14 protein-coding genes are annotated in these 15,995 nt (G+C 70.8%); 7 read left to right on the forward strand and 7 right to left on the reverse strand.

The genetic code is table 11. The features are described from left to right. Window positions 1–10: 10 nt before the first annotated feature. The gene (locus ACXKZF_RS02790) at window positions 11–1,897 is read right to left on the reverse strand and encodes a glucose PTS transporter subunit IIA (RefSeq protein WP_488985315.1); all 1,887 of its coding nucleotides are present in this window, start codon (window positions 1,895–1,897) and stop codon (window positions 11–13) included. A 232-nt stretch (window positions 1,898–2,129) separates the two neighbouring features. Beyond that, complete coding sequence (locus ACXKZF_RS02795; protein WP_243222793.1) at window positions 2,130–3,737, reverse strand: glycoside hydrolase family 68 protein; 1,608 nt, start codon at window positions 3,735–3,737, stop codon at window positions 2,130–2,132. Between the two features lie 268 nt (window positions 3,738–4,005). Between ACXKZF_RS02795 and ACXKZF_RS02800 the strand changes: the two genes are divergently transcribed. Genes ACXKZF_RS02800 through ACXKZF_RS02810 form a run of 3 tightly spaced genes read left to right on the forward strand, consistent with a single transcriptional unit; the run spans window position 4,006 to window position 7,852 of the window. After that, window positions 4,006–5,130, forward strand: coding sequence for a choice-of-anchor L domain-containing protein (locus tag ACXKZF_RS02800; RefSeq protein WP_488985316.1), 1,125 nt, complete (start codon window positions 4,006–4,008; stop codon window positions 5,128–5,130). Continuing rightward, on the forward strand, window positions 5,127–6,209 hold the full coding sequence (locus tag ACXKZF_RS02805) for a hypothetical protein (protein WP_488985317.1): 1,083 nt from the start codon (window positions 5,127–5,129) through the stop codon (window positions 6,207–6,209). Before ACXKZF_RS02800 ends, ACXKZF_RS02805 begins: the two co-directional genes overlap by 4 nt. Continuing rightward, complete coding sequence (locus tag ACXKZF_RS02810; RefSeq protein ID WP_488985318.1) at window positions 6,206–7,852, forward strand: glycoside hydrolase family 32 protein; 1,647 nt, start codon at window positions 6,206–6,208, stop codon at window positions 7,850–7,852. The genes ACXKZF_RS02805 and ACXKZF_RS02810 overlap by 4 nt, the downstream gene beginning before the upstream one ends. A gap of 66 nt (window positions 7,853–7,918) precedes the next feature. Here the strand turns inward: ACXKZF_RS02810 and ACXKZF_RS02815 are convergent, their stop codons facing one another. After that, entirely contained in the window at window positions 7,919–8,893 is a 975-nt protein-coding gene (locus tag ACXKZF_RS02815) for a LacI family DNA-binding transcriptional regulator (protein WP_055959249.1), read from the reverse strand. Window positions 8,894–8,958: 65 nt separating this feature from the next. Next, window positions 8,959–9,531, reverse strand: a complete 573-nt coding sequence (locus ACXKZF_RS02820; protein WP_055959247.1) for a TetR/AcrR family transcriptional regulator — start codon at window positions 9,529–9,531, stop codon at window positions 8,959–8,961. 118 nt (window positions 9,532–9,649) lie between these two features. On the opposite strand from ACXKZF_RS02820, the gene ACXKZF_RS02825 reads away from it, so the two are divergent. Continuing rightward, entirely contained in the window at window positions 9,650–12,247 is a 2,598-nt protein-coding gene (locus tag ACXKZF_RS02825) for an MMPL family transporter (RefSeq protein WP_488985319.1), read from the forward strand. A gap of 115 nt (window positions 12,248–12,362) precedes the next feature. Next, entirely contained in the window at window positions 12,363–12,554 is a 192-nt protein-coding gene (locus tag ACXKZF_RS02830; protein WP_488985320.1) for a hypothetical protein, read from the forward strand. 234 nt (window positions 12,555–12,788) lie between these two features. On the opposite strand, the gene ACXKZF_RS02835 is transcribed toward ACXKZF_RS02830, so the two are convergent. Next, the gene (locus tag ACXKZF_RS02835) at window positions 12,789–13,034 is read right to left on the reverse strand and encodes a hypothetical protein (protein WP_055959243.1); all 246 of its coding nucleotides are present in this window, start codon (window positions 13,032–13,034) and stop codon (window positions 12,789–12,791) included. 120 nt (window positions 13,035–13,154) lie between these two features. On the opposite strand from ACXKZF_RS02835, the gene ACXKZF_RS02840 reads away from it, so the two are divergent. Then, on the forward strand, window positions 13,155–13,859 hold the full coding sequence (locus tag ACXKZF_RS02840; RefSeq protein ID WP_488985321.1) for an esterase/lipase family protein: 705 nt from the start codon (window positions 13,155–13,157) through the stop codon (window positions 13,857–13,859). A 53-nt stretch (window positions 13,860–13,912) separates the two neighbouring features. On the opposite strand, the gene ACXKZF_RS02845 is transcribed toward ACXKZF_RS02840, so the two are convergent. Further along, complete coding sequence (locus ACXKZF_RS02845) at window positions 13,913–14,704, reverse strand: transglutaminase-like domain-containing protein (protein WP_055959239.1); 792 nt, start codon at window positions 14,702–14,704, stop codon at window positions 13,913–13,915. Then, the gene (locus ACXKZF_RS02850; RefSeq protein ID WP_082485207.1) at window positions 14,701–15,285 is read right to left on the reverse strand and encodes a MarR family winged helix-turn-helix transcriptional regulator; all 585 of its coding nucleotides are present in this window, start codon (window positions 15,283–15,285) and stop codon (window positions 14,701–14,703) included. Before ACXKZF_RS02850 ends, ACXKZF_RS02845 begins: the two co-directional genes overlap by 4 nt. Before the next feature lie 81 nt (window positions 15,286–15,366). Between ACXKZF_RS02850 and ACXKZF_RS02855 the strand changes: the two genes are divergently transcribed. Beyond that, window positions 15,367–15,738 (forward strand): DUF7882 family protein, encoded by a 372-nt coding sequence (locus tag ACXKZF_RS02855; protein WP_055959236.1) that lies wholly within the window; start codon window positions 15,367–15,369, stop codon window positions 15,736–15,738. Window positions 15,739–15,995 lie beyond the last annotated feature (257 nt).

Below are 15,995 nucleotides of genomic sequence, written 5' to 3' on the forward strand. Positions count from 1 at the left end.
AAGCGGTTAATCAGATTTCGTTCGCGGAGGTCCGCCGGCGCAGCACGGGTGTGCCCGCGCTCACGTCGTCGGGTCCGTCGACGGCGCTGAACGCGCGTTCGTCGGCGTTCGTGACGATCGTGAGCACCACCGGATCCAACCCCGCCGCTGTAACGGCCGCGAGGTCGACGTGCACGAGCGCGTCACCGGGCGACACCCGGTCGCCGACGCGCACGAGCGGGCGGAACCCGCGGCCGCCCAGCCGTACCGTGTCGATACCCACGTGCACGAGCAGTTCCGTCCCGTCATCGGTGGTGACGCCGTAGGCGTGTGCAGCCGCAGCGATCGCGCTGATCGTTCCCTCCGCGGGAGAGGAGACGAGACCGGAGGCGGGGGCGATCGCGGAGGTCGGGCCCAGCGCACTCGCGGCGAAGGCCGGGTCGCCGAGGGTCGAGACCTCGACCCGGGTGCCCGAGACGGGGGAGCGCACCACGGAGTCGTCGCGCGGCTCGGCCGACCCGTCCTGATCGAGTGGACGCCCGCGTCGTCGCCGCCACCGCGCCCACACCAGCGTTCCGGTGAACGACAGCGCGATCGAGACGCCGAGGCACAGCAGGAACGGTCCCACCCGGCCGGGGGCGATCGAGAGGAAGCCGAAGACACCCGCCGCCCCCAGGGTCACGGCCTCCACGCGGAAGGCTGCGAGCAGGGTCGCGGAGACCGCCGTCGCCCCCACCGCGATGGCGAAGGGCGCCCGGAGGCGCAGAGTCACGCCGAACATCGCGGGCTCGGCGATACCGAGCGCGGCCGGAGCGGTCGCGGTCGCCGCCAGCGCCCGCAACCGGGAGCCCCGGCGCGCCGACACCCACACGGCGAGCGTCGCTGCGGCCTGGGCGACGTTGGCGGCGGCGGCGACGGGGAAGATGAACGAGCCGCCGGTCGAGAGCAGTCCCAGCTCGATGGCGATGAGACCCTGGTGCAGCCCGGTCACGACGAGGGGGGAGTACACCGCGCCCACGACGGTACCGCCGAGGAGTCCGGCGCTGCTGTACAACCACTCCATGCCGACCGCGGCGGCGTCCGCGGTGACACGCAACGCCGGTCCGAGGGCCAGGAAGGCGAGCAGGCCCGTCGTCAGCAGGGTCAGCAGGGGAACGAGCAGCAGGCGAGCCGAGCCGCGCAGCCGGCGGCCGAAGAAGCGCTCGAGACGGGCCAGCACGAAGCAGATCGCGATGATCGGCAGGACCGTTCCCCGGTAGTCGATGGCGAGCACGTCGACTCCCGCGATCACCCACCCCGTGTCCGGGGTGAGGTGGATCGCGGGAAGGGCGGAGTCCGTCGAGAGACCGGGGGCGGCGACGAGCGCTGCCCCCATGGCCGCCCCGAGATACGGGCTGCCGCCGAAGCGCCCCGCGGCGGAGAAACCCAGGAGTACGGGCAGAAGGGCGAAGACGGCCGCCCCCAGCAGACCCACCAGTGCTACCGGTCCACGCAGCCAGGTCACGGCATCCACCACCGCGAGGTCGCCGAAGGCCCCGGGGCCGGCGAGGACGTTGTGGAGCGCGGTGAGCAGTCCGCCCGCGACGAATGCGGGGAGCAACGGCGTGAAGACATCGACGAGCACGCTGATCGCCCGCGTCGGGAGGGGACGGACGGATGACGCGGCCGGCGGTGCGAGCCGACGATCCACCGCGTCTGCGACGTCGTCGACGCGCCCCGGGCCCACCACGATCTGCACCTGCGCGCCGACCACCTGCGCGGCCAACACGCCGGGAAGGGCGTCGAGGGCTGCTGTGTCCACCCGTGAGAGCTCGCGGGGATCGATCCGCAGGCGCGTGGCGCAGTGCGTCGCGGCCACCACGTTCTCCACGCCGCCGAGGGCACGGAGGATCGCGTCCGCCATCGACATGGCATCCATCGGCACCCGGACCCCTCACCACTCCTCCCCAGGGGTGGTGAAAGCCAGCGTACGCGTCCGGGCTCCTCGCGCCGTCGACGCCGGCACCCGTCTCGGAAAGGCGAAACGGGGCCCCGCCGCAGCGGAGCCCCGTTCCTGGGGTGGGGTATCCCGTCATTCGAGGTGGGGTGCCTCGCTCAACGGGGTGGGGATCCCCGTTCGCCGGGTGCAGCACCCGCTCACGGGCGGTGGGTCAGCCGATCGGCCGCGGGTCGGACGTGCCGGCGATCTCGTGCGCATAGCCCGAGGGGATGTCGGCCCACTCGCCGAGCCCATTCGTGCCGTACGAGCGATCAACCGTGACGGCCTCGCCCTCGATGTCGAGGCGCACCGTCGGGGCGAGGGTGCCGCCGCGGACGAAGTCGTCGCTCGTGCCGATCGTGTCGATGAACGACTGCACGAGGCCGTCGGGCATGACGTAGTGCGAGTAAGCCTGGAACTGCCCCGGGTGCTGATCGGGGTTCGGGGCGAAGGGGGTGCCCGCGGGGAAGTTCAGGTTGGCCGGGCTGCCGAGCGCGAGTCCCGAGCCGCGGTTCACGGGCTCGAAGTCGCTGCGGATGCCGTCGCCGACGAAGCCGTAGACGCCCTCGGGGCCGTCGATGCCGGCGGCGTACGTGCCGCGGTGGGTGATGGTGAACAGGTAGTACTTGCCGTCTTTGATGTAGATCTGGGGACGCTCGGTCTGATCGTTGACGCAGTTGGCGGACAGGATCGGCGGCAGGAAGCGCCACTCGGTGAGAGCGGCGTTCTCGGCGACCGCGAGACCGACGTTCGCCATCTGGAAGTGCGCACCCTTGTCCATCGCCTCATCGGCGGTCTCGGCGTGCGGATCGCCGGGGGCGTAGCCCATGTCTTCCTCCGTGCACGCGCGCTCGCCGCGGGCGAACGCCGAGTTGCCCTCGAACACCATGTAGGTCTTGCCGGGGTGGGCGGGGTCTTCGAAGGTGAACGGGTCGCGGAAGTTGAAGAACTCGTTCTGCTCGCCGGTCTGGTAGTACTCGCCGTCGGCCTGCAGCATGTCGTGCTGATCGCGGAAACCGGTCATCCAGACGCCGTTCTCATCGGCGAACAGGCGTCCCTCGCTCTGAACCAGGCGCGGATCGTACGGCTTGCGGTTGGAGCCGTCGTCATTGCGGTAGAAGGCCACCGCGGTGTAGAAGATGCGCAGCTTGTTGCCGTCGAAGATGCGCGTAGACCCCGACCACTCGGTCTGGTGGCTGAAGGACTGATCCTCGAAGATCGCGCCGGACGCGCCGTCGGGGAACACCAGTCCGCCGTAGGTCCAGCCGCCGTCCTCGGGGCGCTCGGCGACGTCGGCCTTGCGGAAGAAGTAGCCGAGCTTGGCGTAGGTGTGCCGGTCGTCGAAGCCGAGTTTGCGGTCGGCCACGAGCGAGAAGACGACCTCCCATCCCTTGAAGCTGGGCTGGGCGGAGGTGCCGTCGGTGAGGGTCCAGCTGTCCCAGACCCACACCTCCTCGTTACTCATGTCGGGGAAGTCCTGAGGCACCGTCGGCATCGTGTACTCCTCGGGCATCGAGTTCTCCCGCGATGCGGCAGCGGGATCACTCATGGCCTGGAGCTGGCGCGCGTCGGCCCGGGTCCACTTGGCGGTGAAGTCGGCCTCCGGGTCGTAGGCCTTCTGGGTGTGCTCCGTCGGTGCGGGAAAGCCCGCGACGGCCTGGGGGGCGGGCTGCGCCTGCGCGGGGGCGCCCGCCGCCAGGACCGCCGTGGTGGCGATCACCGCGGCGATCGCTGCGAGTCGAAGGCGCGTACGCCCCGCTCGATTCTGCAATGTGGTCACGTCGTTCTGCTTTCTGAATCGCAAGACGTGGATCCTTCTCCTCGCCCTCAGCGTACGAAATGCCGTCACGTATGTCAAACGATTGACATAATTTGCATTCACCCTGAATGTCTGGCACTCTCGACCCCGAGTCGCCGCATGGCGTGCTCCGTGGCATCCCTCCTCTCGCGGACATCTGAGCCCGCACCAGCCACCCTCTTCGCGACGACGTGAACCCGGTCGGAAAGACCCGCATTCGTCGCGCCCACCCGTCATCCACAGGAGTGTCATGATCCAGCTCGTCCCCACCGCCCGCAGGTCTCCTGCGCGGCGCGTCCCCTTCGCGGTGGCGGCCGCCGCCGCCTCGTCGGCGGCGATCGTCCTGCTGGCCGCCGCGCCCGCGCACGCCGCCGCCACCGTCGCCACACTCGAGGGACAGGATGCCGCGAACGCGGCGAATTCCCTGGTTGGCGACCATGTTTCGCTGGCGTCCGCATCGCTCGCGCTCGGCCGCGCCGTGCAGGCCGGAACCGTCGCCGGCCTGGACCTGGCCCTGCCGGCCGGTCCCTTCGCGGGCGTCGCGCTGAGCACCGGCTCGCTGCGTGCGGCCGACCCCGCCGCCTCCGCCGACGTCGACTTCACGTCATCGTCGCTGGTCGGCCCCAACGCGAAGCTCACGACCACGGGCGATTTGGGCGGGCCGGGCTCGGCCCTGCTCGAATCATCGTTCGCCACGACGACCTACGACGCGGCGGAGCTCCGTCTGAGTGTCGTGCCCGAGGGCGACAGTCTGACAATCGTTTATCACATCGGCAGCGAGGAATACGCCGGCTGGGCCGAGCGGGACTACACCGACGCGTTCGGCGTGTACGTCGACGGGCGCCTGTGCTCGACGGTCGGCGACGTGCCGGCGGGTGTAACGAGCATCAACGCCGACACACGCGCTCAGCTGTACGTCTCGAACCTGACGGCCGCCGGTGCGCCCGGTACGACCGACACCGAGATGAACGGCTACTCCGTCGCACTGACGTGCACGGCCGATGTCGCCCCCGGCCAGCCGGTCGAGGTGGTCGCCGCGGTCGCCGACACGGTCGACGGCCAGCTCGACTCGACGCTGCTGCTCGCCGCGAGCGGCATCACCTCGGTGCCCGGGCCCGCGCAGCCCTCGCCGTCGCCGTCGCCGTCGTCGACCGAGACGGTGCCCACGGCGGCTCCCGCTCCCGTCCCCGCGTCGGTGAACGGCCCGGTCGCCACGGGGACCACGAAGCCCGGCTCGCCTCTCGCGGTGACCGGCGTGGACTCGGCGGCGCTGGTCACCGGCGCAGGCCTGGCCGTGGCCGCGATCGGTGTCGGTGCCGCGGCCCTCGTCATCTCGCGTCGTCGCCGCACCGCCCGTGAGGTGAGCGAGCAGTGATCCGCGTCGGCTCCCGTCTCCTCGCCCGCTTGCTCGCCGTCACCGGCGGTGCGGTCCTCGGCGCGATCCTCTTCACCGCGCCCGCCCACGCCGCCACCGACGTGCCGCTCACGGCCGACGTCGCGGTGACGCGCGACGGCGCCGAAACGGTCTCGGACGTGCGGTGGGAACTGCCCGCCGACGCGATGCCGGGTGACGTGGTGACGTTGTCGCTGCCCGAGCACGCGGGGGCTGAGGCGGGAGCCGACTGGATCGCCTCGACCGGAGTCTCCGTCGGCGTCGTCCGCATCGACGGCGACGGGTTCGCGACGATCGAGCTGACCGCCGCCGCCGCCGACCCCGCCAACCGGCGCGGCGAGGTCGCGGTGCGTTCCCAGCTCGACACGTCGCCCCCGACGATCGACACCTCGGCGTCCACCGCCGACGCGACGCTTCACCCCGACCAGGAGCCCGGGCCGTTCTACGGCGCTCCCGACCGTTCGCGCGGCAACAAGTACGGCGCGTGGACCGATGAGTCCGAGACGCGCGCCCGCTGGGTGCTCGAGTCGCCGCGGGGGCCGTGGGACTCGCTCGACATCGTCGACCGCCCCGGCTCCGGCCAGCGCGTCGACTGCGCGGCGGGCGTCCGCGTCCGTGCGGCGGCCGAAACCGACCCCGTCACGGGCTATCTGCTGAACCCGGTCGACGTTGCCGCTGAACGCGTGAGCGTCGTATGCGGCGACGCCGAGGTGAGCGTCCGGGTCGAGCCCGTGGGTGCCGAGATCATCGAGATCACCCTGGAGACGATCCTCGACGTCGCGTCGACCGAGGTGTCGAACGCCGCGGACTTCACCGCGGAACGCTCGCTCCCCGGAGAGACGACCCGCACGATCTCGTTCGAGCCGCGCCTGACGGTCGCGCCGTCGCCGACCCCGGCCGTGCCCCCGGTGGTCGAGACGCCGGAGCCCGGTCCGGACCTCCCGGACCACCTGGCGGTGACCGGAACGGATGCCACCGTGCCCGTCGGTACCGGCGTGGCGCTTCTGCTGGCCGGTGCGGCACTGGCGGCCCACCGACGACTGACCCGGAGGCGCGCATGATGGAGATCGACCCCCACCCGGTCCGCCGCCGCCCGCGAGGTGGCCGCATCGGCATCCTGATCGCTTCGATCGTCGCGGTCGTCACCGCGGTCGTGCTCGTGATCGTGCTGTTGCCGCGGCCCGAGGAGTCGACGCCGCAGCCCACGCCCACGCCCACGCGGACCCTGACGCCGGATGCCTTCGCCACCCCCGAGGGGTGGGAGAGGTTCCGCCCGTCGTTTCACCTGACCCCGGAGCAGCACTGGATCAACGATCCCCAACGCCCCGTCTTCGTCGACGGCGAGTGGCGCCTCTACTACCTCTACAACGCCGATTACCCCGAGGGGAACGGTACCGAGTGGCACCTGGCCACCTCCACCGACATGGTGACGTGGAAGAACCGCGGTGTCGCGATCGAGAAGTATCGCAACGGTCTGGGGGACATCCTCACCGGCAGCGCCGTCATCGACGAGCGCAACACGGCCGGGTTCGGTGCGGGCGCGATCATCGCGCTCACCACCCAGCAGGACGACGGCGTGCAGCGCCAGTCGTTGTTCTCCTCGACCGACGGCGGCGTGACGTTCCAGAACTACGAGGGGAACCCGGTCATGGACAATCCCGGTACGACCGATTGGCGCGATCCGAAGATCGTGTGGGACGACGCACGCGAACAGTGGGTGATGGTGCTCGCCGAGGGGGAGCGCCTGGGGTTCTACACCTCGCCCAACCTCCGCGAATGGACGTACGTCTCCGACTTCGTGCGCACGGAGTACGGTCTGCTCGAGTGCCCCGACCTGTTCGAGATGGTCGACCCCGACTCGGGTCGGCGCACGTGGGTACTGGGCGCGAGCGCAGATGCCTCCCGCGAGGGCGGGACGACGGGCTTCGCGTACTGGACGGGCGCATGGGACGGGGAGCGCTTCACCGCTGACGCCGACGAGCCGCAGTGGCTCGACGGGGGTGCCGACTTCTACGCCGCCGTGACCTGGGACGACCCGCGCGACGGTGACGAGGGCCGTCTGGAGCGCCGGTTCGCACTCGGGTGGATCAACAACTGGGCCTACGCCCGCGACCTGCCCGGGGGCAGCTGGCAGGGCGGATCGCTCTCGACCACCCGCGAGATCGTCCTCCGCGAAATCGACGGGCGCCTCCGTCTGCTGTCGCAGCCCCTCGCCGCCCTGGACGCGCGGCAGGGCGAGTCCGTGACGGCGCCGGACCTCACGGTCGCCCCCGGCGAGATCGTCCATCTGCCCGCGCAACCGCGCACGGGCGCCTACCGCCTGCGAGCCCAGGTCGACGCGCCGGACGGAGGCGAGCTGCGCCTGCGATTCGGTTCCGCCGATGCGGAGGTGACCGTCGGTTACGACTCCGAGGCGGGGGTGATCTTCCTCGACCGACGACAGGACGCCGTGGCGGATGCCATGCCCGAGACATACCGCGAGATCCGCACCGCGCCGGTGGATGCCGACGGCTCGCTCGTCCTCGACATCCTCGTCGACGCCTCTTCCGTCGAGGTGTTCACCGGCGACGGGCGCGCCTCGCTGACCTCGGCGGCGTACGCCGATGCCCGCGCCGGCGTCACCGCGGAGGCGTCGGGCGGGGCGATCGGCATCCGGGACCTCTCGGTCGCCCCGCTCGCCGTCAACGATCCGAACGCCCCGTAGGCTCGCGGCCGCACCGCAACCCCCACCCGGTGCGGCCGCGACCACCCCTCAGCGTTGTGGGGGGACTCAGGACGTCCAGCCGTGGCGCAGCGCCACCGGGAGCGGTTCTTCCGCGGCGGCGCTCGCCGTGGCATCCGTCATCCGCTCCAGGAGCAGGTCGACCGCCCGTGTCGCCATCCGCTCGATGGGCTGTCGGATGGTGGTGAGGCCCGGTACGGCCAGCTGCAGCGCCGCCGCTCCGTCGTATCCGACGATCCGCAGGTCGTCGGGGACACGGCGCCCGGTCTTGCGCGCCCATTCCAGCGCCATCAGGGCGGTGAGGTCGTCGCTGGCGAAGACGCCGTCGCAGGCGTTCACCGTCAGCCAGGTCTCGATCGCGGCCCGACGCTCATCGAGTGAGGTGTCGTAGCCGTAGGCCATGACGCGCGGTTCGAGGTCGTGTGCGCGCATGCGTTCGCGGTATGCCGCTGCGCGCTGGTTGCCCGGGTGATCGGTGGCCGTGAGATGCACGGCGGTGCGCGATCCCCGGGCGATGAGGTGCTCGGTGGCGAGCACTCCGCCGGTGCGATTGTCGCTGTGGACGGTGGGGATGCCCTCGCCCAGGCGGCGGTCGATCGCCACGATGGGCAGGTCGGCACGCCCGTAGCCCGCGACATCGCGATTGTGCGTGGAACTGATGATCCCGTCGACCCGGTTGCCCTGCAGTAGATCGAGATACTTCTCCTCGCGCTCGGGGGTGTCATGGCAGTCGCACAGCAGCATCTTGTAGCCGCGCGTGGCGAGAGCCCCCTCGACGTGGGACGCCAGCTCGCCGAAGAACGGATCGGCGACCGTGGGCACGATCAGGCCCACGAGGGTCGAGCGCTGACCGATGAGCGATCGCGCGATCTCGTTCGGGCGGTAGCCGAGCTCGGACACCGCGTCGTCGACGCGACGTTTGATGTCGTCGCTGAGGTAGCCCCGGTTGTTGAGCACGCGCGAGACGGTGGTGACCGAGACGCCGGCGCGCGCGGCGACGTCCTGCAGCTTGGGTCGGCTCATCGGATGCTCATCGGGTCGAGGGATGGATGACGCTTCGACGCTATCCCACTGCGTGCGGCCGGCTGTCAGCGTGGGGGAGCGCCGTCGCCCACGATCGCGTCGACGAGCACGAGCATGTCGTCGGCGTCGAAGTCCTCGCGGCTGAGGGCGCGGAGGATGACGGCCCCCACCAGCGCGTCGGCGGCGGCGTCGAGCCGCGCGCCGCCGACACCGCCCATGGCCTGCGACAGTCGGTCGATGAGGGGCGCGGCGAGGATCTCGGTGCGAAGGCGCCGGCCGGTCTCGGCACTTCCGGCCGCCGCGGCGACCAGCGAGCGCAGCAGTCCCTCGCCGTCCGGACTCGCGCGCAGGGTGAACAGATCGGTCAGCCAGACGGCGAGATCGGTGCGGGCGTCGCCGGTGTCGGGGAGGTCGCGGCGCCCGCTGAGCAGGCGCCCCTCGAGGATCGCCTCGGCGATCACGTCGCCCTTGGTCGGCCACCACCGGTAGATGGTCTGCTTGCCCACGCCCGCTCGACGCGCGATGCCCTCCATCGTGAGGTGCTCGTATCCGCCCTCGGTGAACAGGGAGGCCGCCGCCTCCAGGATGGCCAGGCGCGCAGCCTCGCTGCGGATGGGACCACTGCGGGGAAGAGCCATGTCACACATTGTGCGCGATGTCGACCGGGATCAAGACGAGACGGTGCGTGTTATCTTTGCCCGGACTGGTCGGAGCCGACGGTGCTCCCTCGCGCGCACCGCACGAGAGGAACCCCGCATGGCCGAACTGCTGCACCGTCTCGGAACCCTCGCCGCTCGCCGTGCGTGGACCGTGATCGTCGCGTGGGTGGTGATCCTCGGCGTCGTAGGGGGCGGTTTCGCGATCGGTTTCACGGGCCTGAGCTCCAGTTTCGACATCCCGGGCACGGCATCCGGAGACGTCATCGCCGAACTGCAGGACGAACTCCCCGACTTCAGCGGTGCGTCCGGCGCGGTCGTCTTCCGCACCTCCGACGGCTCGGCCCTCACCGACGCACAGAAGAGCGACATCACCGCCCTCGTCGATTCGGCGGGAGACCTTCCCGACGTCGCGCGCGTGACCGATCCCTTCGAGGCGCAGACCCAGCTCGACACGCAGCGTCAGCAGGTCGTCGATGGTCGTCAGCAGCTCGCCGACGCCCGAGCACAGGCCGAATCGGGCCAGGCGCAGCTCGATGCCGGCGTCGCACAGCTCGACCAGGGTCAGCAGCAGCTCGACACCGGTCGCGCACAGCTCGACGCGGCGCCCCTGCCCGACGCCCAGAAGCAGGCTCAGCTCGACGAGCTCGACCAGCAGCAGGCCCAGCTCGATCAGCAGCGCGCCGCCCTCGCGCAGCAGCAGACGCAGCTCACCGACGGCCTCGCCGAGATCTCCGCGCAGGAGACGCAGCTCGCCGAGGGAGCCGAACTCCTCTCGTTCGCGGACGCCATCCGGCTCGTCTCCGACGACGGGTCGACCGCGATCGTCAACGTCTCGTTCGGCGAGCCGCGCCTGGAACTCTCGGAGACCTCGAAGGAGGCCGTGGTCGAGCACTTCACCGCCGACCCGGTCGACGGGGTCGACGTCGCCTTCAACACCGAGATCTCGCAGGGCGTGCCCGAGATCCTCGGCGTGGGGGAGGCGATCGGCGTCGCCGTCGCCGCGATCGTCCTGATCGTGGTGCTCGGATCGCTCCTGGCGGCCTCCTTCCCGATCATCACGGCGCTCGTCGGTGTCGCCATCGGGGCCATGGCCACGCTGTCGTTCTCGGGGCTCGTGCAGATGGCATCCGTCACCCCGATCCTCGGTGTGATGCTGGGCCTCGCGGTGGGTATCGACTACGCGCTGTTCATCCTCTACCGACACCGTCGACAGCTGCTGCAGGGCGCCGACGTGGTCGAGTCGATCGGCCTCGCCAACGGCACCGCGGGCAACGCCGTCGTCTTCGCCGGCATGACGGTCATCGTCGCCCTGCTCGCCCTGAACATCACCGGCATCCCGTTCCTCGGGCTGATGGGTACCGCGGGTGCGGTGAGCGTCTTCGTCGCCGTCCTCATCGCGGTGTCGCTGACACCGGCGCTGCTGGGGCTCGCGGGCTCTCGGATCCTCAGCCGCCGTGCCCGGTCGCGCATCGCCGCGGCGGGCGAGGCGACGCACCCGCGCCGCGCAGCGCGGGCGGGCGCCCCGGTCGCGGATGCTGCGCAGCATCCCCGCCGCGCCGCGCGCACGGGTGCCGTGGCCACCGTGCCGACGGCGAAGCCGATGTCCACACTGCGTGCCGTCGTGACCATGGTGGTGGCCATCGCTGCGCTGCTGATCGTGGCCATCCCCGCGCTGTCGATGCGTCTGGGGCTCCCCGACGGTGGGTCCGAGGCCGAGGACTCGACCGCCTACCAGGCGTTCACCAGGACCGAGGACGCGTTCGGCGCCGGTGCCAACGCGCCGCTGCTCATCACCGCGGCGCTCCCCGCCGGCACCGCCGATGCCGACGTGCAGGGACTGCAGCTTGAGGTCGCCCGGGAGCTGTTCGCGCTGGACGACGTGGCGGCGGTCGCCCCGGTCGCCGTCTCCGACGACCGCGCGCTCGCGGCCTTCCAGGTGATCCCGCAGGAGGGGCCGAACGCGGTGTCGACCGAGCAGCTCGTGCGGGACCTCCGGGCACTGCCTCCCGTTGACGGCGACATCGAGCTCGGCGTCGCGGGGGCCGCCGCCATCAACATCGACATCTCCGAGGGGTTGGCGGACGTCCTGCCGATCTACCTCGTCGTCGTCGTCGGGTTGTCGTTCCTCATCATGGTGATGGTGTTCCGCTCGCTCCTGGTGCCCCTCATCGCCACCGCCGGGTTCGTCCTCTCCCTCTTCGCCACCTACGGCGCGGTGACGGCGGTGTTCCAATGGGGCTGGCTGGGGGAGGTACTGGGTGTGCACAATCCCGGCCCCATCCTCAGCTTCCTGCCGGTGATCCTCGTCGGCATCCTGTTCGGCCTCGCGATGGACTACCAGCTGTTCCTCGCCACCGGGATGCGAGAGGCCTGGGCGCACGGAGCCTCACCGCGCCTGGCGGTGGCGCAGGGCTTCCGTGCCGGCCGCACGGTGGTCTCCGCGGCCGCGATCATCATGATCGCGGTGTTCTCAGGATTCATCGCCTCCGACTCCGTGATCATCAAGTCGATGGGTCTCGGTCTCGCGCTGGGCGTCCTGTTCGACGCCTTCGTCGTGCGCATGCTGCTCGTGCCCGCCGTCATGCACGTGCTCGGCGGGTCGGCCTGGTGGCTGCCGCGGTGGCTCGACCGCGTCGTCCCCAACGTCGATGTCGAGGGGTCGGCGCTCGAGCGGCGGCATCCCGCGCACCACTGATCGGCGATGGTGTTCAGCGGTGGATCGCTGTCCGCCCCGCCACCACTGCGCAACCCCTCCCTCGGTCACGAGCCGCTGCGCGAGGATTCCGATCACACCTGTTCCGAGGAGGACGATGATGACTGACCGTGAAGAGACCCAGGACGCCCCCGTCATGGACGGCGCCACCGACGCCGGCGTGGAGGAGAAGAAGGACGGTGCACGCGAGCAGCGTGCCGCCGACGCCGCGGTCGCCGACGAGGGTCTGCCCACCGAAGACCTGAAGGACGACCTCCGCAGCATCCGCGGCTACGGAGAAGATCGCTGAGGAAGCTCGTACGCCCGGAGGGCGGACGACGACCCTCGTCCGGAGCCAAGTGGCGGAAAGGCTCGACGGGCGAGGGCCATCGGGGACGCCAGGGGGGCGTCATCCGCGCCGACGATGGCGGCGGGGGTATTCGCAGAGTACGCCGCCGTCCCGCCATGCCGGCCGGATCTCAGCCAATCCGAAGGCGCGAGCGCATCGCCCCCGGGCGCACGGCGCGGCGCCCGGGGAGGGGACTCAATCGGCGTCGGTGGGCACCTCGCCGGCGGCGATCGCGTCGGCGTAGGTGCGGATGTCGGGGCCGGGCTCGTAGTCGATGAAGCGGTCCTTGATGCGCGCGTTGATCTGAGCGAAGGCCTCATCCGACGAGATGCCGTCGCTCTCGCGGGCGATCGCGACGACCGCTTCGCGCAGCACGTTGTCGGCGTCGTCGAGGATCTTCTGGCGGGCGGGTTCGTTCCAGCGGATGTCTGAGATGTCCATGGGCGACACGATAGGGCGGGCCCGTGGGCACCTTTCCGGGGTTGCGCCCGGGGCGTGCGTGTGCGGAGTCGGCGACGCAACCCGGCCTCACCGCGGCACCGCCGCGGTGAGGATGGACACATGTCGACGGATGCGGGGAGAGGCATGGGAACGGGGCTTCACACGGCGCTGCGCGACCTGCGGTGGTGGGTGCGCGACTACGCGTACGCGCTCCGCGGCCAGTGGCGAGCCCTCGTCGGCCGGGAGGGCGCCGATTCTCTGGAAGAGGGGACGGGTACTCCGATCGTGCTGCTCCCGGGTATCTACGAGACCTGGCGCTTCCTCGAACCCCTCGCGCGCGCACTGCACGAACGCGGTCATCCGGTGTACGTCGTCGATGAACTCGGCGACAACCGTCGTCCGATCGCCGAGCAGGCCTCTCGCGTCGCCGTTTTCCTCCTCGCTCGCGGACTGGACGACGTCGTGCTCGTCGCGCACAGCAAGGGCGGCCTGATCGGCAAACACGTCATGGCCCTCGACCCCGCCGGTGCGAGGGTGCGGGCCATGATCGCCGTCGCGACGCCCTTCGGCGGTTCGCGCTACAGCCGGCTGATGCCGACCCCCTCGCTGCGGGCCTTCGCGTCGGGTGACGCCACGATGCGCGCGCTCGCTGCGGCGGCCGACGCCAACGCGCGGATCGTGTCGGTCTACGGGGCCTTCGATCCGCACATCCCCGAGGGCAGCGAACTCGCCGGAGCACGCAATGTGCGTTTGGCCGAGGGTGGGCACTTCCGCATCCTCGCCGACCCCCGGGTCATCGCCGAGGTCGCACGGGTCGCGGAATAGGGCTCGTGACGCGGCCCCGCCGTCGATGCGGAGGTCAGGGCGGACCGCGCCCGTCAGGGCAACAGCACGGATCGGGCGTGGTCGTCGGCGACGACATCGCCCGCCGCGACGGCCGTGACCTCGACGGACTCCAGGGTGAGGGCTCCCGACAGGGTCGTCAGAAATGCCGTGTCGGCCGCATCCCTGCCGGTGGCGATGCGCACGAGGTGGTCGCGGGGCGCCAGCCGGGTGGCATCCACAACCTCCCACCGGCCGTCGACGAAAGCCTCCACCACCGCATGGAAGTCCATGGGGTCGAGCCCCGGCGCGAACGCGGAGACCAGACGAGCCGGCGTGCCACTTGCGCGAAGGAGGGCGACGGTCAGATGGGCGTAGTCGCGGCAGACGCCTTCCCGTGCCTGGAGGGTGTCGGCGGCGGTATCGGTCGGTCCGCTCGAGCCGGGGACGTAGGACAGGTGCTCCCATACCCACGCCGGCACCTGCGCCACCGTTTCGCGGGGGCTGAGATCGGAGAAGACGGATGCCGCATCGCCCAGCTCGTCGGAGGGGACGTACCGACTCGGCCGAAGGTAACGGACGGGGTCGACGTCGTCGGACTCGGCCGGCGCGGTGGGCGGCGAGACCTCGGCGCGGTACACGATCATCGCGGTCCCTGCGGGCAGAGTGGCGCGATGCAGACGAGTGCCGTGAGCGTCGTGCTGCTCCCGGTACGGCACCGCGCGGCCCTCGGCGGTGATCTGCAGATGCTCCTCGACGACCCAGCCGGCGGCGGGGGCGATCGACAGGACCACTTCTGCCTCGTCGTCGACACGGAGTACCACTCGGGCTGCGACCGACGCATTCATGCGGCCGCGTCCGGTACCGCATCGGTGTCGGGGAGGAGGGTGGGACGGACCATCGAACGCACCGCGCAGCATCCGTCGCCCGCGACGTCGCATCCGTCGGCGACCGCGCAGCGCATGCGGTGCAGGAAAGACGTCACGACGGCGGCCTCGCCCTCGCTCATGCCGCGGGTGGCCTGCATCATGCGTGCGTGCATGGAAGCAAGGGTGTCATGCATCTCGACGTCGGCGTGCCCGGTCGCGGAGACCAGCACCTTCCGTCGATCGGTGGGGTGTGGTCGCCGCTGAAGGTGGCCGGAGCGTTCCAGCCTGTCCAGGAGCGCGGTGACCGACGCGGTCGACACACCCAGGTGCCGGGCGAGGTCGATCGGGGTCACTTCGAGCGCGGACGCCGACGCACGCGTGAGCACGCGAAGGACGAGCAGTTCGTTCTCGCTCATCGACATCGATGCCTGCGTGCGGCGGCGCATGGCCATCTCAGCGGTGCGGTACGAGCGCATGGCCTCCATGATCCGCGCTCCGCGGTCGTCGTCCGCGCTTTCGCTATACCAGTACGACGGAGGTGATGGGGTGTCGTTCGTCATCATCTCTCCTAATATCTCGCTTGCCTATTCGCTAGTCTAACTAGTAAGTTGAAACGTAAGCAACGAGCAGAGGGGTACATCATGGCAAAGCTCTACTACGGCACGACCACCGAGCCGATCACCGTCGACGACCGCGTCCTGGCGCACGTCAAGGTGGTCGTGGCGACCAAGCTGCGCCGTGGCGAGAGCTTCACGCTCTCGTGGGTACACGGACCCGACGAGCCTGCGGGCCGCTCCACCATCTGGCTGCAGCCGTCCATCCCGCTGCGCTTCGTCTTCGAGTCTGAGCAGCCCGAGTCGCTCGACCAGAACCTTCTGAAGCGCATGGCGAACGACGCGAACTCCTCGCGAGGCCTCAGCCTCGACGTCGCGATCGACGAGCTCGCCGCGGCGCCGGCTCCCGCGGCCCCGGCTCGCACCAAGGCCTCGCGCACGCTCGCTCGCGCCGCGTGATGTCACGGCACGCACGCCTCGTCGGTGCGTGCCGCGTCGTCGGCTCGCCCGCGGGGACGGTGTAGGCCGCTCCGACCGAGCCGATCGCCACCGTCGGCGCCGACAGCCTCGACACCGCGAACCGCCGATTCCCGGGGGCGTCGCTGGCGCCTCATGCGCGGGGTTCGTCTCCCAGGGGCCCGTGCGTCTGATCGACCTCCGAAGCCGCGTGCGGGCGAGTTCCCTCTTCGCTGCGAACGCGCGTGACGCCGACCATG

The organism is Microbacterium sp. ABR10 (assembly GCF_057812175.1).